Genomic DNA, 22477 nt, shown 5'->3' on the forward strand with positions numbered 1-22477 from the left:
TAAAGTACTTAATAAAGTCGTTATTAAGTCATTGATTTTAATGGATTTAGTTACTTTTTAATCATACTTTTGTTTGATTAGAATTTTAGTATGGCCCGTTCATCTAGGGGTTAGGATATCAGGTTTTCATCCTGGAAACAGGGGTTCGATTCCCCTACGGGCTACAAAGGCTGTCAGAAATGACAGCTTTTTTTGTTTAAGTATGATTTACTACATTAGTAATTAAAATCATTTTCTATGTGGTATTATTGTTATGTATTGGAAAGTACAATAGATAAAACGACCTATATAGGCTCAACAGATAACTTAAAAAAACGACTCAAGGAACATAATGGTGGTAAGACAAAATCTATTAGGCATAAAATCCCCATGAAGTTAGTATACTGTGAAGCCTATAGAAGTAAAACATTAGCGATTAAAAGGGAGCGTTTTTTAAAAAAGAATAGTGCGGCCAAGAAGGAGTTGTTTTCAAGGATATTTGATGAATGATAAAAGGGTTCTCAGCCGGAGGCTGACCAGCCTCTGGCTGGGATTCCCCTACGGGCTACAAAGGCTGTCAGAAATGACAGCTTTTTTTGTTTAAGTATGATTTACTACATTAGTAATTAAAATCATTTTCTATGTGGTATTATTGTTATGTATTGGAAAGTACAATAGATAAAACGACCTATATAGGCTCAACAGATAACTTAAAAAAACGACTCAAGGAACATAATGGTGGTAAGACAAAATCTATTAGGCATAAAATCCCCATGAAGTTAGTATACTGTGAAGCCTATAGAAGTAAAACATTAGCGATTAAAAGGGAGCGTTTTTTAAAAAAGAATAGTGCGGCCAAGAAGGAGTTGTTTTCAAGGATATTTGATGAATGATAAAAGGGTTCTCAGCCGGAGGCTGACCAGCCTCTGGCTGGGATTCCCCTACGGGCTACAAAGGCTGTCAGAAATGACAGCTTTTTTTGTTTAAGTATGATTTACTACATTAGTAATTAAAATCATTTTCTATGTGGTATTATTGTTATGTATTGGAAAGTACAATAGATAAAACGACCTATATAGGCTCAACAGATAACTTAAAAAAACGACTCAAGGAACATAATGGTGGTAAGACAAAATCTATTAGGCATAAAATCCCCATGAAGTTAGTATACTGTGAAGCCTATAGAAGTAAAACATTAGCGATTAAAAGGGAGCGTTTTTTAAAAAAGAATAGTGCGGCCAAGAAGGAGTTGTTTTCAAGGATATTTGATGAATGATAAAAGGGTTCTCAGCCGGAGGCTGACCAGCCTCTGGCTGGGATTCCCCTACGGGCTACAAAGGCTGTCAGAAATGACAGTTTTTTTTGTTTAAGTATGATTTACTACATTAGTAATTAAAATTATTTTCTATGTGGTATTATTGTTATGTATTGGAAAGTACAATAGATAAAACGACCTATATAGGCTCAACAGATAACTTAAAAAAACGACTCAAGGAACATAATGGTGGTAAGACAAAATCTATTAGGCATAAAATCCCCATGAAGTTAGTATACTGTGAAGCCTATAGAAGTAAAGCATTAGCGATTAAAAGGGAGCGTTTTTTAAAAAAGAATAGTGCGGCCAAGAAGGAGTTGTTTTCAAGGATATTTGATGAATGATAAAAGGGTTCTCAGCCGGAGGCTGACCAGCCTCTGGCTGGGATTCCCCTACGGGCTACAAAGGCTGTCAGAAATGACAGCTTTTTTTGTTTAAGTATGATTTACTACATTAGTAATTAAAATCATTTTCTATGTGGTATTATTGTTATGTATTGGAAAGTACAATAGATAAAACGACCTATATAGGCTCAAAAGATAACTTAAAAAAACGACTCAAGGAACATAATGGTGGTAAGACAAAATCTATTAGGCATAAAATCCCCATGAAGTTAGTATACTGTGAAGCCTATAGAAGTAAAACATTTGCGATTAAAAGGGAGCGTTTTTTAAAAAAGAATAGTGCGGCCAAGAAGGAGTTGTTTTCAAGGATATTTGATGAATGATAAAAGGGTTCTCAGCCGGAGGCTGACCAGCCTCTGGCTGGGATTCCCCTACGGGCTACAAAGGCTGTCAGAATTGGCAGCCTTTTTTTATTTCTAGCTAAAAATACATTTTAATAATTAATGAAAATGTAAAATGTCTTGTTATTTATTGAGCTAAAAACGACTCAATATAATATTACTCATCCTTCTTTATCCACTTTTTCCGCATAATTAAGCCAAAGACAATAGAAAACAGTACAGCTTTGAAAAATGATTCCTGTATTTGATCAGTAAGTGTTGTTTCATCTCCAATTAAATACATTAAGAAAGAATCTAATATCCAAAATACCAAAGCCGTAATGCTAATCCTTATCAGAAATGTTTTATTCATAACTCTGAATTACTAATTACTCCAGTGTGTCTTCCAATTCTCTTAAATCCACTGGGACTACTCTTGAAATCCCTAATTCTACCATGGTTACTCCATAAATCACATCGGTGCTGGACATGGTTCTTTTGTTGTGTGTCACAATAATAAACTGTGATTCTTTCGAGAATTCTCTGATTATATTATTGAATTTATCAATGTTGGCATCATCCAAAGGAGCATCTACCTCATCAAAAATACAGAAAGGTGCTGGCTTCAAAAGATAAATCGCAAAGAGTAGGGAAGTAGCCGTTAAAGTTTTTTCCCCTCCTGACAATTGATTGATGGTCAATGGTCGTTTGCCTTTTGGCTTTGCCATGATCTCAATTTTGGACTCTAAAGGATTATCTGGATCGGATAATTGTAAATCACACTCATCTTCATGGGTGAAAAGCGTACGGAATACTTTTTGGAAGTTCTCTTTAATTTTTTCGTAAGCTTCAATAAAATTGGTTCGGGCTACTTCATCAATTTCACTAATGGTGTTGAGCAATGACTCTTTAGCATTTCGTAAATCCTCTCGTTGAGTTAAGATGAAATCATTACGCTCTTTAATCTCTTCATAAGCCTCCATTGCCATAGGATTGATTGGTCCAATTCGGTCCATTCTTTCCTTTAATTTACTTACGGCATTTCTTAAATCATCAGCTGTTTCATCGGTTTCCACTTCCTCTTCTTCAGAATTCATGATTTTATCTAAATCTATGTCGAATTCAACAGAAAGTCGTTCTTTCACACTATTGAGCTCTAGTTTGGTTTCATTCAAGTTATTCTGGATTTGCATCAAAAGCTCATCTACTTGCTCTTTATTTCGCTGAATATTCCGGCTTTCTTTCTCAATTTCATCAATATGTCCACGGGAAGCATAATAATCTTTCTCTACATCATTAACGCCAATCTCAATCTGCTCTTTTTCATCATACATTCCCAATAATTCGTCATCATTGGTTTCAGCCGTATCAATGATGCCCTTTATGGCCTCATCATTTTCTTTTAATTCCTGCTGATTTTTCTCTAATCGTTCTTTACTGCTTTCAAAAGCAGTTTGTTTATAGCTTATTTCTTGTTCAAGGCTGTTGACCCTGTTTTGCTGCTGGTGGAATTCAATATTTTCCTGATTGAAAGCAGATGATTTTTGGCTTAAAATTTCATCCTGAACACTAAGGTCTTCACTAATGATGCTAAGCCTCTGCTCAATTTCTTTAAGTTTTTCAGATTTTTCTCCGGCATCAGGTTTAATGGCTTCAATTTCCTCCATTAATGTTTCTCGCTGCTGTTCCATGCCCTCGCGCTTATTGGCAGCACTATTAAGCATCTGAGAAAATTGCTCTTGTTTAGTTCGAACTGAAACATATTCAGAGTTTACTTCATTGATTTCCGATTGTAGAATTTCAATATTTTCTCTGTAGCTATGTTCCTTTAAGTTGTCCAAATCATTCTGGCGGCTTTCCAAGCTTTCTTTGATTTGGCTTATTTTTTTGTTTAAATCTTTTATTTCAACCTGAAGTTTCTCCAGGTTTTTGGCTCTACCAATTCTTTTCCCTTCAAAAAGCCCTACCGAACCTCCTGACATGCTGAATTTCCTTTTGGTAACCTTTCCACTTTGTGTGATAAAGATGCTGTCCTTATCATCTGGAATAGAATTATAGTCACCTTTTACTACATAAACATTATCTAGTATAAAGCCGATTAGCTTTTTGTATTTGGCATCATATTCCACAATTTCCGTAGCGGCAATGGCTTGATCATATAGTTTGGAATCAGTTGGTTTGAACTTTTCAAAATTGTCCAAAATGAAAAAGTGAGCTTTTCCTTTGCTGGCATCACTCAACAAGTTTACTGCTTCAAAAGCTTGAGCCTCGGTTTCCACTATATAATAGTTCATATAGGGCTCTAGGAAATTTTCAATAGTAATGCGGTAATCTTCCGAACAAGTCAAAACATCGGATAAGAGTGGGGCATTTTTCCCCCATTTCGAACTCTTTTTTAAGAATTTAATAGCTTCAGGAAATCCTTCTAAGTTATCAACCAAAGATTTGGTCAAGTTGTATTCGTTTTCTCTAGCATCCAGCTTACGAGAAGACTGTGTTAATTCCTCTCTGATTAGTTCAATAGTATTTTTATGATCTTCAATTTGTTGATTGAGATGATCTTCTTTGTTTTTAAGATTAGTTAGATATTCGTTCTTCTCTTTTAAGATTTTTGAAAGCTCTTCCAATTTAGCATCAAACTCTTCCAAACTAGCAGATTGCTCAGTAGTATCTGTGCTGCTTTTCTCTAATTCTTGCTTTACAGATGAAAGCTGAATCTCTTTGATTTCCAGTGATTTATTTAGCTGGTAAACTTCATTTTGCAAAGATTTTTGTTGCTGGTTTAAGGTGTTTACCTCTTCTCGAATCGCAGCGGTTTTATTTTTCTGCTCCTCAAACTCAGCTTTAAGAACCTCAACTCTTTGCTCGGTCTCGAAGAAAATCTTTTCAGCAGATGTTTTTTCTTGCTCTAAGCTTTTAATACTAAAAGACGCACGTTCATTACTTTGTTTGTCCTGCTCAATTTGATTTTTTAGACTGTCACTTTTATCCTGCAAAAAGCGTAATCTTTCATTTTTGATTTTCTTTTCACTTTCATATTGCCTGATTTTATTGACATGCTCGTTAAGTGCTTTCTGACGGCTAGCCAATAACTTCTCTTTTTGCAATAATTCAGATTTGCCTTTTTCCAAAGCAGCTTCCTGCTCGGCTAATTGTCTGTTGAGGCTTAATTTTTTATCATTTTCCGCTTCAACTTGTTTTGTTAAGTTGAGAAAAATCTCTCTTTTATCAGCAACCGTTTTCTTAGCTAGAAGAATACTTTTTTCTTTGTATTCGCCTTTGTATTGATAATATCTTTCGGCTTGTTTAGCTTGTTTCTCTAGTGATTTTAGGTTTTTCTCAATTTCAAAGAGCAAATCTTCCACTCTTTCCAAATCGGCATCCGTATCGGTTAATTTTTTGAGCGTTTCCTTCTTTCTGATTTTGAATTTGCTGATTCCTGCGGCCTCTTCAAATAGCCCCCTTCTGGAATTATCTTTATCGGTTAAGATATCATCTACCATCTTCAATTCAATAATAGCATAGCTATTAGAACTAATTCCGGTGTCCATGAAAAGGTTCGTGATATCTTTCAATCGACAACTTACACCATTTAATAAATACTCACTTTCTCCAGTTCTATAATATCTTCTGGTGATGGTTACATTGGAATATTCAGTAGGGAGAAGGTTTTTGGTATTATTGAAAGTTAGGGATACTTCAGCTAAATTACTTTGTTTACGCTTTTTGGTGCCATTAAAAATGACATTCTCCATTTTGTCAGAGCGGAGCATACGGGATTTTTGTTCACCTAAAACCCATCTAATAGCATCTACTACATTGGATTTACCACATCCGTTAGGTCCCACAATGCCTGTGATTCCTTTATCAAAATTAATGACCATTCGGTCACCAAAACTCTTAAATCCTTTAATTTCAAGTTTGGTTAGCTGCATAATTCTTACTCAAAAAATCTACGCTCTAAAAAAGCGGATAACAAATTTATAATTTATTTGGAGAAGTGGGTAATGATAAAGGATGTTCTCTTTAAAAAATGCTTAAACGGTTGAAATAAAATTCTAAATTCCAATCATTATTTGTTGGTAACAAAAGAATTAATCGTAAATAATATTGTAATTACTCAATTTTTAATTGAAATTTTATTATTTATGTGGCAGAAAACCATAAAAAAATCACCAAAACTATGAGTCACCCTAATTTGCTCACCTCCACCCGAGAACCTCTGGATGTTGAATTAAAAATTAAAGAAGGAAAAATTCCGGATGATTTATCTGGATTTGTATTTATCAATTCAGGAGCCGGTACAATTAATAGTGGAGGATTACCTTATGAAAGGAAACTTCCAAATGGAGAATTCAATCAGGAATTTGGTTCACCTGTTATTAATGGAGATGGTTATATGTACCGTTTTGATTTCACTGAAGAGGGAAAAGTAAAGCTAAAAACTCGATTATTAAAAACGCCATGTTTTTATGCAGATATAGCTTCTAGCCCAATTTTAAATCCTAATAATCCTTATGCTGATATTGCTTTTAAAAATAGAGGTCTAGCAAGGATGTCCATGAAATTAGGTACAAGAAACCAGATTAATACCGCAATTACTCCTTTTCGCAAAGCGGGAGATGACCATTCTAGATTATTAGCCACTTTCGATGCAGGTAGACCTTTTGAATTCGATCCTAAGAGTCTTGATTTAATCACTCCAATAGGTGAGAATAAATTTTGGAGAGCTGGAACGCCACCATTTTTAAATAATCCTTTTCCAATGGTGCTGACCACAGCACATCCTGTATATGATCCAGAAACAAAGGAAGTCTTTAGTGTTAATTTCACTAAAACTACAAGAAATTTACTAAGTGCTACTGAAATTTTTCATTTGATATTTAGTAGTGAGGAAGAAATTGAAAGAAGGTTAGAAGAGAGAATAAGCAGGTGGGAGCAGATTGATGATAAAGAGCAAGTAGTAAAAGAAGTGAATGATTTCTTTTATGAAGAAGCCACCGAAAAAGAGACAGAAACTATCTGGGATAAAATAAGGGGTTGGTATTGGAAATTGATTGGCCGACATTTTTCAAATGAAGACGCTGTATATTTAGTACAGTGGACTGGAGCTAAAAACCCTAAGTCTTATAAAATTGTGAACGAAAATGGCTCTAATATTCAAATTCAGCATAATATGCATCAAATTGGATTCACTAAAGATTATGTTCTCTTAGCGGATACCAATTTTAAATTTACATTAGATGTAATGTTGAATAATCCGTTTCCTAATAACCAAAGGATTGATTCCTTTTTAAGGGAACTGTTGGATGGTGCTCAAAATGATTATTCCACACTTTACATTGTTCATAGGAAGGATTTATTGCCAGAGAATAAGGAAGTAAAAGCGCATAAGGTAGTACTTCCAGTAGAAACGGTTCACTTTTCAGCCAATTATGAAAATCCTAATGGGGTAGTGACTTTACATGCGGCACATAATTGTAGCGCTTGCCCTGCAGAATGGGTTCGCTATTATGATGAATGTAAATTGCACAATAAGCCAATCGATCCTCAAAGAGTTGGAATGTTGGCAGTAGGAGAGATGGATATTGGTAAAATCGGGAAGATTGTTATTGATGTTAAAAATCGGGATAATCTTGAAGATAAGACAGTATTCTTGCATCTTGAAGGGAAACCTGGAGAAAAAGATCCTGGTCCTCATACTTGGGGAGTTGGGCTTTATACCTATCGTGATATGCTTTCTCCAGATAAAAACGTTGGAGAGATAAAACATATTTTCTGGCAGGCATATGGTTTAGATGATCAGCTATTAACTGATTTTATGTATAGACTTTATCAAGATCCGAAAAGAAATCGTGTATATAGTGCAGAACAGATGCTTGACTTCACCAAAAAAGGGGCTCCATTTGTTCTAGAAACGGTTGAAACTGATTCGATGAAAGCAACAGATCACTATAGTTTTCCTAAAGATACTTTTATGTGGTCTTTGCAGTTTATACCTAGTAAGTCTAAAAATAATGATATTCCTGAATCTTTAAATGGTTATATTTTATGTACGGTAATAGGTGAAGAGAAAAATGTTCATCAAACAAGTTCTTACTTCTCAGAAATATGGATATTTGATGCATCAAATTTAAAGAAAGGGCCTGTTACTAAGCTACATCATGATGAATTACAGTTTGCATTCACTATTCATTCCGTTTGGGTTGAAAAAGCAGCAGAGGTCAGTGTTCCTGATTATAAAATTGACATAAAACAAGATTATGATGAGCAGATAAAACACATTAAACGTAGGTGGTTACGTAAAAAAGTACAATCTTTAATGAAGGATCATGTTTATCCTCATTTTCGATAAACGATTTTTATTTTTAAGTATTCTGTGTCAATTTCGCATTGAAATTTTTTAGAAAAATACATGAAGCTCAATATAGCAGACAGTTTTGGTATAAATTTGAATGAAGCTTGGAAGGAAGAATATAAGCGGATAGGGCATATCTATGCTAGGTGGGGTGCTCTTTTAGTTATTTTTCTGTTTCCTCTAAGTACCATTCCCGAACTTTCTATTGATAAGCCAAACTTAAATATATGGTATGCATTTAGGTATGGACCTTCAGTTGTTGTGGGAATAGTATTTTTACTTCATCAAAAATTCAAATTTAGTCACGAATTACTGTTTGAGATCATTGCTTTCTGTCTGTTTACTTCTGCCGCTTATATGGTAGATTGTTCAGACTGGATGACTTACTTAATTTCAATGGTGACAGTATTTATCACCAGTGCGGTTTTGGTTATACTTAGACCATTTTATTTCGTCATTAACTTCTTTGCGGTTTTCTTAATTCAAATTTTAGTCCATACCTTTTTCTGTGATGCTGGAATAATAGATTATTTCATGATGAAAGGCGTTAATATTTTGATTGTAGTAGGAATTGCTGCCTTTTCTATGGCGGCTTTCCGCTATTATATCATGAAAAATAATTTCATGCACCGTGTAGCATTGCAAGAAGCCCATTTTGAATTGCAAGAAAGAAATCAAAGTTTAATTAAAGCTCAAAAAGACTTAAGGTTTAAAAGTGATCAGATTTCTGAGCAGAATGAAGAGCTAAAAATGCAAAAGGAGGAGATTCTTTCACAAAGGGATGCTATGCAGTCTCAGAAAGAATTTATTGAAAAGCAAAATAGAGATATAATCGGAAGTATCAGGTATGCTCAAAGAATACAATCTGCAATGCTTCCAACAGATGCTTACATAAAAAATATGTTTCCCAAATCATTTGTTTTATTTCTTCCTAGAGATATTGTTTCTGGAGATTTTTATTGGGCAGCAGATTTAGGAGGAAAGAAAATTATAGCCGCTATAGATTGTACTGGTCATGGGGTACCTGGCGCTTTTATGTCTTTAGTGGGTGATACTAATTTAAATCAAATAGTTCTTCAAGAAGGAGTAACCAATCCAGCAGATATCCTTAATAAATTGCATCTGGGGGTTAGCAGTTATCTAAAACAGTCTGAAAATGAAAATCAGGATGGAATGGATGCAGCTATTGCGGTTATTGATGAGAAAGAAAAAACTTTTCAATTTGCTGGAGCCAAAAATCCTTTAGTAATTATAAAAGAAGAGGAAGAAATTGAGGTAGTTAAAGGGGACAAAATTTCGATAGGGGGAAAGCGTAAAATCAATATAGAAGATACGTTTACTTCAAAATCTATTGAATATAATCCAAATCATACTTATTATATTTTTTCTGATGGTTATCAAGATCAATTTGGAGGCCCTAAGGATAAGAAATTTATGGTAGGAAAGTTAAGGAAGTTGCTTCAAGAGGTATCTAAGAAAGATATGAATGATCAATTCTTTGTCTTAAATAAGCGATTTGAGGAATGGAAAAAAGGCTACAACCAAACAGATGATGTTCTTTTAATAGGATTTAAAGTTAATTAATTCACTATTTTATTTTTCCTTTGACCTAGGTGGTTATTTTATCTAAAGTTTTCGTAATTTTATTTTATGGAAGACTACAAAATCCTCATCTACATAGTTCTCTCAATTTTATATTTCCTATTTAAAGGTAGGGGTAAAAAGAAAAAGCCTGTAACTAGGAAAAATACCCAACCACAACAAACGGAACAAAATTCAGGAGAGAAGAAACGTCCGAAGTCTTTTGAAGAACTTCTTGCTGAGTTAAGTGGAGAAAATCAAGAAAAGGAAGAAGCTTCCAAATATGAAGATGATGATGAGATTCTAAAAGACAAGAAAGAAATCAAGTCTCTGTCAGATCAAGTTGATGAAAGACCTATGCATCAGGAAGTAAGCCAAGAGGATTACGAAAATGCAGATGAAACATTAAAAGAACTTTATAAAAAGGGAGAAAGATTAAAAAGCATAGATGAATTAGTAGACATTGATGAAGTTGCAATTCAAAGTAACAGATTTAAAGAATTTGAGGATGAGAAAGAGGAAAATCAATTTGCAAGAGAAATTAGAGAAGGTTTATCCGATCCTGAAAGTGCTAAAAAAGCAATAGTTTATGCAGAAATTCTTAATCGGAAGTATTGATCTTTACTTCTTTTAATTCGTAATTTTCCACTACCCATTTATCCATTTTATTTTTCTCTAGTTTAGCTTCTAGCATTAACTTTTGCTCACTTTCATAATACATTCTTGAATTCTGATAAGATAAAGTCACCTTAGCTTTTGATTTCTTTAAATCAAAAGCATTGATTCGGATAAAAAAGTTATGTTCGAGCTCTTTAATTTGCTGTTCAGAAATTATTCTAATAGATTTATTCCTTACTTTAAGATCTATATCGTTTTTAATTAACTCAGGGAATTCTATCATGAGTACTTCTAGTCGTGTGTTTGTGCCAACAAATCTAGGCGAATAGGTAAGATAGTTTTGGAATTCCTCAATATCAAAAATGCTTTGCAAAACCTCCTTTTGCTCGCTTTCATTATTAACTTTTACAGTTGGAGCAATGGTCAAAATAAAAAATAGGCTTAGTAAGTAATTCATCATAATAATTTAATTATACTTCTAAATATAATTAAAACTATTGAAAGTGAATATGGATTACTAGCCTAAATATGAGGTAAGTGATTTTTATTGTACTAATTAACCTAAAACAAATCGAATTGGAATAACCCTTTGAGATCGTACATTTTTACCATTATGTTTTCCTGGGATCCAATTGCCATTATTTCTAAGGATCTCCACTGCCAATTCATCACAGCCCCCACCAATTCCCTTTACAGCTTGAATATTGCTTAAACTTCCATCCTTCTCAATTACAAACTGGACATATACTACCCCTTCTATACCTCTCTGAATTGCTTCTTTCGGATATCTACCTTCCATAGCTTCGCTTAAGGCATCATAAAACCCTTGGATACCTCTTTTCGGTTCTGCTTGAGTGTCAACTACAGAAAATATTGTGCTCTCATCTACAACAGTATTTTGCGTGGTCTTTTCATCTGCAACAGCTTTGTTTTCTTCCTTTAAAATAACTTCTTCTGTTGGATTTAAGTCGCAAGAAAATGCTATACTTATTAATACAAAGCAAAAAGCAACTAAAAATGGCTTGGATTTTGATTTTTTATCATTTTTAAGCATTTCTAGCCTGTTTAAAATTGTTGGCTTTGCAAAATAACTTACAAATTGAAGTTGATTCTGATTTAAGGTCTGGTGAATTAGAATCTGAGCATAATTGGATTTTTGCGTAGCTTCACAGGCATATTGGTCAGCTAAAAACTCATGATTTTCTACCACATATTTTTTTATTTTCTTATTCAGAGGATTAAAAACTAATATTGAGGATAAAAGCTCTACCCATATAATATCAAAGAAATGCAATGTTTCTCTATGGGCTTTTTCATGTTGTATGATCACTTCTTTATTTTCATTTTCCTCCAGCTTTTTGGGTAGTATGGTCTTATTCAAGAAAGTAAAGGGTGGTATATCATCCTCAACCCAATACACATTTCTTTTATAATCAAACTTGGCAAATCGGTGAAGTAAATTGAATTTATAGCAACTTTTAGAAAATTTTATGATAAAGATTATTGCTGAAATGCTAACAAGTATACCATAAATCCATGGCATTAATACTTCAAATGTAAATATATTTGACTCTATTATTTTAGAACCATTATTTAAACTAGTTTGTGTTTGACTATTATTTAAAAATTCTGGATTTATAAAAGTGACGTTTTTGAAAAGCTTGAATTCTAACAAAGGGGCAAGAATACTTGCCCCGTAAATTGCTAGAAGGTAAAACCGATTAAAGGTGAAGCTTTTCTCATTTTTTAATACATAATGATAAATTCCACCTAAAATCAAAAATAACAAATGGGCTTTTAGTATGTAAATTAAGGTATCCATGACGGTTTACTTTTGATCTTTCAAATGCTTCATTACCTCATCTAGTTCGGATGTGCTGAGGTTTTCTTCTTTAGCGAAGAAGGATGCCATATTGGCAAATGAGCCTTCAAAATAACCGTGTAAAAGCTTTTTCAAGCTGAATTTTTTGTACTCGTCTTTTTTTATAAGGGGGTAGTACAAATAACTTTTCCCTGTTTTTTCATGTCCAACTACTCCTTTTCTTTCTAAAATTCGAATAATTGTACTTACAGTGTTGTAGGCTGGTTTCGGTTCTGGTAAAGTTTCCAAAACTTCCTTCACATAAGCTTTCTTTAAATCCCAAAGCTTATGCATGATTTGTTCTTCTGCTCTTGTTAATGTTTGCATAATTTTTTCCCTATTGTTTTGTTTAAAACCCCAATATAAAACTAACTGGTTAGTTTTGAAAGGAATTTTCATATTTTTATTAAAAAAATTAAAAATAATTTTAAAACTTAAGGGTAATGGCCGTAAATACTAATTTAATCAGTCATTTTTATTACTAACCATATTATAATTTTTATTCTTTAGGAAGATTAAACGATCATCTTTATTGACTTCCTCAGGATAACCAGAAATGATATGGAGTTTTTTCTCAGAAGTTATAATAAATAATGGAATTATGGTCTTGCCTTTTTCCTCCAAGAATTCTTCATATTCTGATTCACCATAAAACTTCACTTCCGAAATTTCACTATTCTGTCTTAAGAGATGATTAAGACTTAGGTAGTCTAATCTAGATTTGAAAAGTACATTTTTAGGCAATGGTAAATTCTCATTATCCGCCTCTTCTTTACTTACTATTCTATAGGTGTTTTCCATACCCAGTTCATTATCGAACCAGCTTAAAGCAAGTGAGTTTATGCCAGAGTTACTTGTTACGGCCATCATTTTGCCAATCTGAGAGAGGTCTATTTCTTCAAATATTTCTTCCGATAAAATATTTCCTTCGTATACTGGTAAGTTAAGTTTTCTTGCTTCATTTACATTATGCTTAGCAGTATCGGCCAAAAGAACATAAAAACCTTCCTTCTTAAGGAAAAGTGCTAATTTTTTGGCTATTTCATTTGCGCCTACAAACAAAACGCCCTGCGGTTCCTTTCTTAATACTCCTAACCATTTCCCTACATATTTTGCACTGGTTCCTTGTATAACTACTGTTCCTACAATTACAAGAAACACAAGAGGTAAGAGTAATTCTGCTTCTGATTTTAGGGCAGCACTAGTAGTATCAGAACTAAGCAAATCCAGAGAGAATAGGGAAGCAACTGCAGCAGCTACAATACCTCTAGGGCCTATCCATGCAACAAAAACCTTTTCTTGCCAACGTAAAGTGGAGCCTATTGAGCTCAACCAGACCCCTAATGGTCTTAAAATAAAAATTACGACTGCAAATAATACCAAACTTCTAGTACCTAGCTGTTCTATCTGGGCTATATCAATTCTACTAGAAAGTAGGATAAATAGGAGGGTGACTAAAATAAGACTGATATCTTCCTTGAAAGATAATATTTTTTTGAAATCATCTAATTTCATATTGGCTAATACAATTCCCATGATGGTGGTTGCTAGTAAGCCTGCTTCTTTTTGTAATAAATCAGAAACTGAGAATACTAAAATCACTGTTCCTAATGTGATGACATTTCTTAAATAATCTGGAATTTTATTTTTACTAATTATATACCAAATTAATACTGCTCCGAAACCGCCAATAAAGAATCCGACTGAAATAGTGGTAAAGAAATCTTTTAAAGCCTCTACTGTGTAGTATTCTCCATTCGATGAACTTTTAATAAATTCATATACTAAAACGGCTATTAGTGCGCCTAAAGGATCTATTAATATACCTTCCCATTTCAAGATAGTATTAATTTTAGCATTTGGCCGGACATTTCTTAAAATTGGTAATACAACGGTTGGCCCTGATACTATTATTAAACCACCGAATAATAATGCCATTGAAAGACTCAAATCAAGAATGGCTACCGCTGCAATAGTACCCCCAATAAAAGTTATAATTACTCCAACTATTAACAAATTTCGTACTGTACTAGCTACAGTTCTTACTTCTTTTAGATTCAGTGTTAACCCTCCTTCAAAAAGAATGACTCCAACAGAAAGGGATACAAAAGAAAATAAAAGATCACCAGAAAATATATTATCCCCATCAATTAACTTCGTGCCTTCAGGAGTAAAGAAGGTAGATATTGGACCAACAATTAGCCCAAATAAAATTAGGGGAAGGATAGCTGGTTGTTTTATTTTCCATGCTAGCCACTGAGCAAAAACGCCTAATACTAAAATGCTTGCTAATTCTATCATTTGTAAGAATTCTGATTAAATCAATTCTAAAAATAAAGATTAAATACTGTATTAATAATTTAAAGTTACTTTTATTTTATGTTCATTAAAGTAATGAAATTGAAAATAGAAATAATATAAATTGGGATTCGAATAATTTAAATTTGGATAAGTATTCAACCTAATTCCTTCTGAGATAGAAGAACCTTATCATTTGATCTATTTGAGTCATGATTAATATTTGATAGAGGAAATTTTAAAGTAAAAGTACTTCCATTTCCGGTCTCACTTTCAAGTTGAATTTGACCATTAAGTATATCTATAGCTTTTTTTACTATGTAAAGTCCTAATCCGTTACCAGTTGAAGTTTGGGAGGTTCGCTTAAACATACTGTAAATTTCTTTTTGCACATCTTCGGAAATACCTACTCCATTATCTTTCACGCTTAGAATAAGTTGATTTTCTTCTACTTTTGCATTAATTAGAATTTTTATTTTGCTTGAGTAATTAAAAATGAAACTGTTTTCAATTAAATTGCTTAAACATATATTAAGTATTACTGGATAGAAAAAAACAGCTTCAACAGCTGTATTGATATTTAATTCATAATTGTAATTGATTGCTTTATCAGATTTGTTTTTAATTACTTCATTAGCAATAAGGTCTATTTCATTTTTTAAATTTATTTCTTGTGGAGATTTTAAATTTTGAAAATCACCCAAAAAACTAACTGCTTGAAGCTTCTTCACCATAGTATCTAATTTTTTAACAGTCAGATTAACCTGATTAAAAAGATCCGAGGCTTCCTCTGAAAGTTGGTAGCTTTTAGAAATACCTACTAAGCCCATTAGGGTTGTTAGGGGGCCTCTAAAATCATGAGATGCTCTGTAGAAAAAATGGTCTAGTTCAGAAAGTGCATCTTCTAAAGCTAAAGTTCTTTCTTTAACTCGTTTTTCAAGAAACTGATTAAGTTCATGCACCTGATCATTGGCCTCCTTAAGCTCTTCCGATTGCGCCATGATTTCTTCTTGCTTTTCCTGAATTTCATTATTTAGTTCTCTTAATTGATGGTTCGTTCTGGTCCTTACTTTTAAATATCTGAAAATAATATAACTTATGATTAATAATAAGAAGATGCCTGCTGCGAGCAAAATAAGTGTGTTTCTTTGAGATTGGATTGTTTTTTGATTTAGGGCAATAGTTTGTTCATTATTCTCTTTTTGTAGGTTTAATAAGGCTAATTCTTTTTCCTTGTTCTTAAGGTCATAAGTAGTTTCTAATGTTGCTAATTCTAAGGTTTTATTTTCTTCTGATAATTCTTTTTGAGTTTTTAATGCTTTTTCCAAGTAGCTTGCTTGTAATTCAAAGTTTTTGACTTTGTCATTTAATTTAGCTTGAGCTTGATAGATTTTAAGAAGAAAATACTTTTCACCTAATTCAATTGCATGTTTTTCACCTAAATTAAAATAATAAAGAGCAGAGTCTAATTGGTTCTTTTTCATAAAATACTCGCCTAAAACCCATTCTCCTTCTATTAATCCAGTGTAATTTTTTAATTTTAAATCAACTTTGTAACTTTCTTTGTACAATTCCAGGGCTTTTTCATCTTTACCTAATTTTTCCAAAACTACAGCCTTGTTAAACTTTGCAGCAGATATGCCCTTTATACTTTTAGTTATTTTTTGATAGTAAATGGAAGAATCAAAATAAAAAATGGCGGAATCATATTCCTCTAAATCAGTATAAAGTGATCCTAAGGCATTATGATCATTACCCAGGTATTGGTAATTTTGAATTTCTCTGGCTATTTCTAATGATTGGTTGAGATATTTTTTAGCTCTATTTTCCATTTCTAATGAATAGAATATCCATCCTAATTCATAATATGACTTTTGGATTTCATTTAAATTATTATTCTTTTCAAATACTTTTAAAGCTTTGAAAATATAATTGCTTGCTTCATTATATCTTTGCATCCATGATAATAAGGTGCCCGTATGAAGATTAATATTAGCTATACCATACTCATAATTAAGACTATCATATATGGATTGAGATTGAATCAAATATCTGGAGCTTTCTTTATATCTACTAACTTCCATGGCATTTTGAGCTAGGAATAAAAGCGACTCTGCTTTATCCATTTTATTATTAGTGCTATCATAATAGATGATTAATTGATTGAATATTGAATCAGATTTTTGAAATGAAGCGATCAATTGGTAATACTTCCCTTTTAGTTTTAAGAATTCATCTAGATTAGTTTCAGTATTTAATTTAGGGATAATTTCTTCTATCTGGTCAGTAATGGATATAGCATCTTCAGTAAAACCAATTTCAATAGCAGAGGATAGTTTTATCAATAGCAAACCATATTGCTCCACTACATTTCCTTCAGTTGTTTCTAATTCTTTTTTAATTATGTCAAAAACCTCTTTGTACTGTCCTTTCTTTTCCAAAGCAGAACATAAATAAGAAATAAAACGATAATTATTTACTTCAGTGTCTTTTATCGTGCTTACGGCTTTTTTATAATATGTAATGGCACTATCATATTCTAACCTTGTATAAAATGAAACTCCATATTGTGCAAATGCATCGGCTATTGTTTCTTTATTGTCTAATTTAGGAATAAGCTGATAAGCAATTTTTGCAGCATCATGTGATTTTTGCAAATCATTATGCCAATTGTCTTTCGCTATTTTAATATAATGCTTAGCTGAATCAATAGCATTTACCTGTCCTTTTATAGGAGATAGAACTAATATCGATATACTAAGAGATAGTAATACTAAAAAAAGGGCGTTATTTGCTTTTCTTTTTAACAATTGCTCTATTTGATATTATAATATCGTAATTCAATCATATAATCAAATCAATATATTAAATAAGTTAAATTAAATTTCGATAATATTAAGTTATTAGATGATATAAATTAAAAATTTGTTTTTTTAAGTAGATATTATCTATAAACGGTAATAAAAATACTATGGCAAATAACCCTTGGAAACTTTTAAATACGAAAATTCAATACGATAATCCTTGGATCAAAGTTGAAGAAGATAATGTGATCAATCCAAATGGAGGAAAAGGTATATATGGAAGGGTTCATTTTAAAAATGTAGCAGTTGGGGTTATTCCAATTGATGAAGAAGGGAATACTTGGTTAGTTGGGCAGTATCGCTATCCTTTAGATGAATACAGTTGGGAGATTCCAGAAGGCGGTTGCCCTATTGGAGAAAAGGAATTGGATGCTGCTAAAAGGGAATTAAAGGAAGAAACGGGTTTAATTGCTGAGCATTGGGAAGAATTTTTAAGAATACACACAAGTAATTCCGTGTCTGATGAAAGAGGAGTGGTTTTTTTAGCAAAAAACTTAAAGCAAGGTGAAACTCAGTTTGAAGAAACAGAAGACCTAAAAATTAAAAAGCTTCCGTTAGAGGAAGCCTTTCAAATGGTAATGAAGGGTGAAATTACGGATAGTATCAGTATGGCAGCACTTTTGAAGTTAAAAGTTTCCTTAACTCAATAGGTTAATATTTAAATTAACTTGAAATTTTTGCAAGTGCCGAAATCAATTTTTTATTCTCCAATTCAGTCCCAACAGTGATTCTCAAGCAATCATCACATAGTTTCACATTCGATCTATCTCGCACAACAATTCCTTTTTCGATCAATTTTTGGTAGATGGATTTAGCCTCATTTAATTTTACTAAAATGAAATTAGCATCTGAGGCATAAACCTTTTTAATTCCTGGAACATCTTGAAGTTCCTGATTTAGCTTATCTCTTTCCGCTAAAATTAACTTGATTTGTTTATTAAATCCTTCCTTATTTTTTAGCGAATCAGAAACTAACTTTTGGCTAGGCCCACTAATATTATAAGGAGGTTTCACTTTATTTAAAATCTTGATTAAATCTTGATTTGCAAAGGCCATTCCCAATCTAGCTGAAGCCAATCCCCAAGCCTTGCTTAAGGTCTGTAAAACCACCAAATTCGGATAGATCTTTAATTGATGCATCCATGATTTTTGGGCTGAAAAGTCTATATAAGCCTCATCTATAACGACAACTCCTTTAAACTTTTCAAGCAAGTTCTGAATACTATCTTTTCTCAAGCTATTTCCTGTAGGATTATTGGGGGAGCAAATGAATAGCATTTTGCTTTCTTCATTGGCTGCATTTAAAATAGCTTCAACATCTAATTGAAAATCATCCCTTAGTGAAATTTCAATATTTTCTACATTATGAATAGCTGCTGATACCTTATACATCCCATAAGTAGGAGGGCAGGTAATAACATTCGATTCCTCAGCTTTACAGAAAACCCTGAACAATAAATCGATTGCTTCATCACTTCCATTTCCTAAGAAAATATTTTCTGAAGCTATCCCTTTAATTTCAGATAATTGATTTTTAATATCCTTTTGCAAAGGGTCAGGATAACGATTCCAGTTGTGTTGCTCTTCATCAAATGGATTTTCATTTGCATCCAAAAACACCTTAGCATCGCCTGAGAATTCATCGCGAGCAGATGAATAGGCTTGCAAACTTAATATATGAGGAAGGACTAAATCTTTCCAATTTACAGTATTGCTCATTCTAGCAAATCATTTATTTTTTTAAACTATCCAATCGAACGGTCACCGCATTTTTATGCGCGATTAAAGATTCTGCCTCTGCCATTACTTCCACATGTGGCCCTAAATTCTGCAAACCTTCAGGTGTTATTTCCTGATACGTAATGTTTTTCACAAAACTATCTAATGAAACCCCACTATATGCTCTTGCAGCTCCATTTGTAGGTAAAGTATGATTGGTGCCCGAAGCATAATCACCAGCAGATTCAGGAGTGTAATATCCTATAAACACAGAACCAGCATTTTCTATTTGCTCAGAAATTTTCCGTGCATTTTTCGCCAAAAGGATTAAATGTTCAGGTGCATATTGATTAATTAAATCAATGCATTCCTTTTCATCTTTCAGGATGATAACTGCACTATTTTGTAAGCATCTATCGGCTATTTCCCATCTTGGCAATTCACTCAACTGGTGATAAATTTCTTTTTGCAAAGCACTCAACATATTGGTGGAAGTCGTGACAAAAATCACTTGGCTGTCCACTCCATGTTCTGCCTGAGATAATAAATCAGCCGAAATAAATGCAGGATCTGCTTCCTCATCTGCATAAACTAAAACTTCAGATGGGCCTGCCGGCATGTCAATTGCTACTGCTTCTAAACTAGCTAATTGCTTGGCTGCAGTAACATACTGATTTCCAGGACCAAATATCTTATCCACTTTAGGAATGCTTTCTGTTCCATAAGCCAACCCTGCTATGGCCTGCGCTCCACCCACTTTGAAAATTTGCGTGATTCCTGCTACTTCTGCTGCATATAAAATGGCAGGATGGATGTTACCTTCCTTGTCGGGAGGACTACATAAAACTATCTCTTTACAGCCCGCTATTTTTGCAGGAATTGCCAGCATTAAAACCGTACTGAAAAGTGGAGCAGTTCCACCCGGAATGTAAAGACCTACTTTTGGAATAGCCACAGATTTTCTTTCACAGAATACCCCTGTCATGGTCTCAATTTTCAGTGGAGTTATTTTTTGTGCTTTGTGAAACTTAGAGATATTATCATGGGCAACTTTAATAGCTTCTTTTAGCTCATTTGAAACTTGTGAGGAAGCCGTTTTAATTTCCGTCTGAGTCACCAATAATTTACCTAAGTCTATTCCATCAAATTTTTTGGTATAGACTTTCAAAGCCTGATCGCCTGTGGATTGAACCTCATCCATGATGGGCTGAACCACTTTTCTGATATCAGATAGAGATTCAGTAGGTCGTTTTAATAATTTCTCCCAGCTTTCTCTTTTGGGGTATGTATAATCCTTCATAATTTTTTTAGTCAAGCAATTTATGTTCAATTGCGTTAAACCTGATAGATTTCTTCAGTTTTCAGAAACTCAAACAATCATTTTCTCAATTGGTGCAACTAATATTCCCTGAGCTCCTGCTTCTTTAAGCTTTTCAATCACCTCCCAGAATTCATCTTCTTTCACTACAGAGTGTAAAGAACTCCAGCCTTCCATTGCCAAAGGTAAAACCGTAGGGCTTTTCATACCAGGCAGTAAACTGATGATTTCATCTATGGAATCGTTAGGCGCGTTTAACAAAATATATTTATTGTTTTTACCAGCCTGAACAGATTCCATTCTGAATAACAGTTGGTTTAAAGTTTTCTCTTGTTCTTCTGATAAGTTTTTACCTGAAATAAGCACCGCTTCAGAACGCATGATAACATCTGCTTCCTTTAAACCATTACTTAATAAGGTGCTTCCAGAACTTACAATATCACAAACTGCATCTGCCAAACCTATGCTTGGAGCAATTTCCACAGATCCACTTATTTCATGGATTTCTGCATTGATATTATTTTCTTTTAAGTAGTTACCTAAAATTTTAGGGTAGGAGGTTGCTATGCTTTTACCATCAAGTTCTTTAATGCCTTTATAATCCCAATTTCGGTCAACACCAATGGAAAGTCTACATTTTGAGAATCCTAATTTCTTAACAAGCCTAACGTCATTATCATATTCAACTAATACGTTTTCACCCACTATTCCTAAATCCGCAACTCCATCTTGTACATATCCTGGAATGTCATCATCTCTTAAGAATAGAAATTCTATGGGGAAATTATCAGCGCTGGCTTTTAATTTGCCTTTTCCATTGCTGAATTTTATTCCACATTCTTTAATTAATTTGAGTGAGTCATCGCTTAAACGACCTGACTTTTGTATAGCAATTTTTAATGTATTCATCTTTATTATTTGAGATTTAAAAATAGTATTTATTTAGAATCTAATAATTAATTTCACTAAAGTTCACTATTTGGTACTAAATATCAAATAGTTACAATTTTTCTCGTGTAATTGCCTAATAGGCTCTATTTAACTAAGAGATTTTCTAAGGAATTGTTTGATCATTTTCCTTAATAAATTATACGTGCAGAACCCTGCTTTTGGCGATATGGTGAATTTATTCCTCTTAAAACGAGGAATGATGGAATACATGAACAGCATGAAATGCCTGGGAAGCATTTTGCATTAGATTGATATGTAAATGGTTGTTGTTCATGTGGAGGCAAATGTAACAAGCTTTTTTTAAAATGCTACTATTTTTTAATTGGTTTTAAAAATTTTCATCAAAATGTATCCTGTTATCAAACACTTATTGATTCATAAAATAAAATTATCTATTTTAGAAACATGAGAAGAATAGATGCATTATTAGAAGAATATGGAGCAAGTCATAAAAATGAAACCAATAAAATGGTTCACTGGATTTGCGTGCCCTTAATTTTTTGGAGTGTAGTCGCACTATTGTATTCCATTCCTAATGATATGCTAACGTATGCATTTGGAGTTGGCTATTTTAATAATTGGGCAGTAGTTGTGTTAGGGCTTGTGCTCATTTATTATATCAGTCTTTCAATTCCACTTTCCTTTGGATTAGTAGCTTTTGCCATTTTATGTATTGCTGTAGCCCGTTGGGCAGACCAATTGAATTTCTTGCCTTTATGGGGAATCGCCTTGATCGTATTTTTTCTAGCCTGGGTAGGCCAATTCTGGGGGCATAAAATTGAAGGTAAAAAACCATCCTTCCTTAAAGATTTACAGTTTTTATTAATAGGCCCAGCCTGGTTGATGCATTTTATTTATAAGAAAATGGGAGTGAAGTATTAAGAATTAAAT

General features: G+C 33.1%; 20 protein-coding genes and 1 tRNA gene. 11 read left to right on the forward strand and 10 right to left on the reverse strand.

Annotated features, from left to right (window positions below; genetic code table 11):
* Window positions 1-92: 92 nt before the first annotated feature.
* The 6 genes from ABWH96_RS09460 (at window position 93) to ABWH96_RS09485 (ending at window position 2021) form a co-directional block, all read left to right on the forward strand.
* A tRNA-Glu gene (locus tag ABWH96_RS09460) sits at window positions 93-164 on the forward strand.
* 73 nt (window positions 165-237) lie between these two features.
* The gene (locus ABWH96_RS09465; RefSeq protein ID WP_375581210.1) at window positions 238-489 is read left to right on the forward strand and encodes a GIY-YIG nuclease family protein; all 252 of its coding nucleotides are present in this window, start codon (window positions 238-240) and stop codon (window positions 487-489) included.
* A 131-nt stretch (window positions 490-620) separates the two neighbouring features.
* On the forward strand, window positions 621-872 hold the full coding sequence (locus tag ABWH96_RS09470) for a GIY-YIG nuclease family protein (RefSeq protein ID WP_375581210.1): 252 nt from the start codon (window positions 621-623) through the stop codon (window positions 870-872).
* A gap of 131 nt (window positions 873-1003) precedes the next feature.
* On the forward strand, window positions 1004-1255 hold the full coding sequence (locus ABWH96_RS09475) for a GIY-YIG nuclease family protein (RefSeq protein WP_375581210.1): 252 nt from the start codon (window positions 1004-1006) through the stop codon (window positions 1253-1255).
* A 131-nt stretch (window positions 1256-1386) separates the two neighbouring features.
* Window positions 1387-1638, forward strand: coding sequence for a GIY-YIG nuclease family protein (locus ABWH96_RS09480; protein WP_375581211.1), 252 nt, complete (start codon window positions 1387-1389; stop codon window positions 1636-1638).
* A gap of 131 nt (window positions 1639-1769) precedes the next feature.
* The gene (locus tag ABWH96_RS09485; RefSeq protein WP_375581212.1) at window positions 1770-2021 is read left to right on the forward strand and encodes a GIY-YIG nuclease family protein; all 252 of its coding nucleotides are present in this window, start codon (window positions 1770-1772) and stop codon (window positions 2019-2021) included.
* Window positions 2022-2196: 175 nt separating this feature from the next.
* Here the strand turns inward: ABWH96_RS09485 and ABWH96_RS09490 are convergent, their stop codons facing one another.
* Window positions 2197-2391: a hypothetical protein gene (locus ABWH96_RS09490; protein ID WP_375581213.1), complete on the reverse strand. Its 195-nt coding sequence runs from the start codon at window positions 2389-2391 to the stop codon at window positions 2197-2199.
* Between the two features lie 16 nt (window positions 2392-2407).
* The gene (gene smc, locus ABWH96_RS09495; RefSeq protein WP_375581214.1) at window positions 2408-5953 is read right to left on the reverse strand and encodes a chromosome segregation protein SMC; all 3546 of its coding nucleotides are present in this window, start codon (window positions 5951-5953) and stop codon (window positions 2408-2410) included.
* Window positions 5954-6201: 248 nt separating this feature from the next.
* Here smc and ABWH96_RS09500 point away from each other — a divergent pair, with 248 nt between their 5' ends.
* From ABWH96_RS09500 to ABWH96_RS09510, 3 genes are all read left to right on the forward strand, one after another.
* Window positions 6202-8373: a carotenoid oxygenase family protein gene (locus tag ABWH96_RS09500; RefSeq protein WP_375581215.1), complete on the forward strand. Its 2172-nt coding sequence runs from the start codon at window positions 6202-6204 to the stop codon at window positions 8371-8373.
* 60 nt (window positions 8374-8433) lie between these two features.
* Window positions 8434-9960: a PP2C family protein-serine/threonine phosphatase gene (locus ABWH96_RS09505; RefSeq protein WP_375581216.1), complete on the forward strand. Its 1527-nt coding sequence runs from the start codon at window positions 8434-8436 to the stop codon at window positions 9958-9960.
* Between the two features lie 66 nt (window positions 9961-10026).
* The gene (locus ABWH96_RS09510) at window positions 10027-10575 is read left to right on the forward strand and encodes a hypothetical protein (RefSeq protein WP_375581217.1); all 549 of its coding nucleotides are present in this window, start codon (window positions 10027-10029) and stop codon (window positions 10573-10575) included.
* Here the strand turns inward: ABWH96_RS09510 and ABWH96_RS09515 are convergent.
* The 5 genes from ABWH96_RS09515 to ABWH96_RS09535 all read right to left on the reverse strand — a co-directional run bounded on the left by ABWH96_RS09515 (window position 10559) and on the right by ABWH96_RS09535 (window position 17544).
* Window positions 10559-11035, reverse strand: coding sequence for a hypothetical protein (locus ABWH96_RS09515; protein ID WP_375581218.1), 477 nt, complete (start codon window positions 11033-11035; stop codon window positions 10559-10561). The two genes, ABWH96_RS09510 and ABWH96_RS09515, sit on opposite strands and share 17 nt — an antisense overlap.
* Window positions 11036-11131: 96 nt before the next feature.
* Window positions 11132-12397, reverse strand: coding sequence for a TonB family protein (locus ABWH96_RS09520; protein WP_375581219.1), 1266 nt, complete (start codon window positions 12395-12397; stop codon window positions 11132-11134).
* A gap of 6 nt (window positions 12398-12403) precedes the next feature.
* The gene (locus ABWH96_RS09525) at window positions 12404-12763 is read right to left on the reverse strand and encodes a BlaI/MecI/CopY family transcriptional regulator (RefSeq protein WP_375581220.1); all 360 of its coding nucleotides are present in this window, start codon (window positions 12761-12763) and stop codon (window positions 12404-12406) included.
* Between the two features lie 138 nt (window positions 12764-12901).
* Entirely contained in the window at window positions 12902-14737 is a 1836-nt protein-coding gene (locus ABWH96_RS09530) for a cation:proton antiporter (protein ID WP_375581221.1), read from the reverse strand.
* A 155-nt stretch (window positions 14738-14892) separates the two neighbouring features.
* On the reverse strand, window positions 14893-17544 hold the full coding sequence (locus ABWH96_RS09535; RefSeq protein ID WP_375581222.1) for an ATP-binding protein: 2652 nt from the start codon (window positions 17542-17544) through the stop codon (window positions 14893-14895).
* A 161-nt stretch (window positions 17545-17705) separates the two neighbouring features.
* Between ABWH96_RS09535 and ABWH96_RS09540 the strand changes: the two genes are divergently transcribed.
* Entirely contained in the window at window positions 17706-18248 is a 543-nt protein-coding gene (locus tag ABWH96_RS09540) for an NUDIX domain-containing protein (protein WP_375581223.1), read from the forward strand.
* Between the two features lie 13 nt (window positions 18249-18261).
* Here ABWH96_RS09540 and hisC read toward each other — a convergent pair whose 3' ends face one another.
* The 3 genes from hisC to hisG form a co-directional block, all read right to left on the reverse strand.
* Window positions 18262-19317 (reverse strand): histidinol-phosphate transaminase, encoded by a 1056-nt coding sequence (hisC, locus tag ABWH96_RS09545; RefSeq protein WP_375581224.1) that lies wholly within the window; start codon window positions 19315-19317, stop codon window positions 18262-18264.
* Between the two features lie 13 nt (window positions 19318-19330).
* Entirely contained in the window at window positions 19331-20617 is a 1287-nt protein-coding gene (gene hisD / locus ABWH96_RS09550) for a histidinol dehydrogenase (RefSeq protein ID WP_375581225.1), read from the reverse strand.
* A gap of 69 nt (window positions 20618-20686) precedes the next feature.
* Entirely contained in the window at window positions 20687-21544 is an 858-nt protein-coding gene (hisG, locus tag ABWH96_RS09555) for an ATP phosphoribosyltransferase (RefSeq protein ID WP_375581226.1), read from the reverse strand.
* Window positions 21545-21991: 447 nt separating this feature from the next.
* On the opposite strand from hisG, the gene ABWH96_RS09560 reads away from it, so the two are divergent.
* Window positions 21992-22468 (forward strand): DUF962 domain-containing protein, encoded by a 477-nt coding sequence (locus ABWH96_RS09560; protein ID WP_375581227.1) that lies wholly within the window; start codon window positions 21992-21994, stop codon window positions 22466-22468.
* Window positions 22469-22477: the final 9 nt, after the last annotated feature.

The sequence above is a fragment of the Marivirga tractuosa genome, from assembly GCF_042140215.1.
GTDB lineage: Bacteria > Bacteroidota > Bacteroidia > Cytophagales > Cyclobacteriaceae > Marivirga > Marivirga tractuosa_A.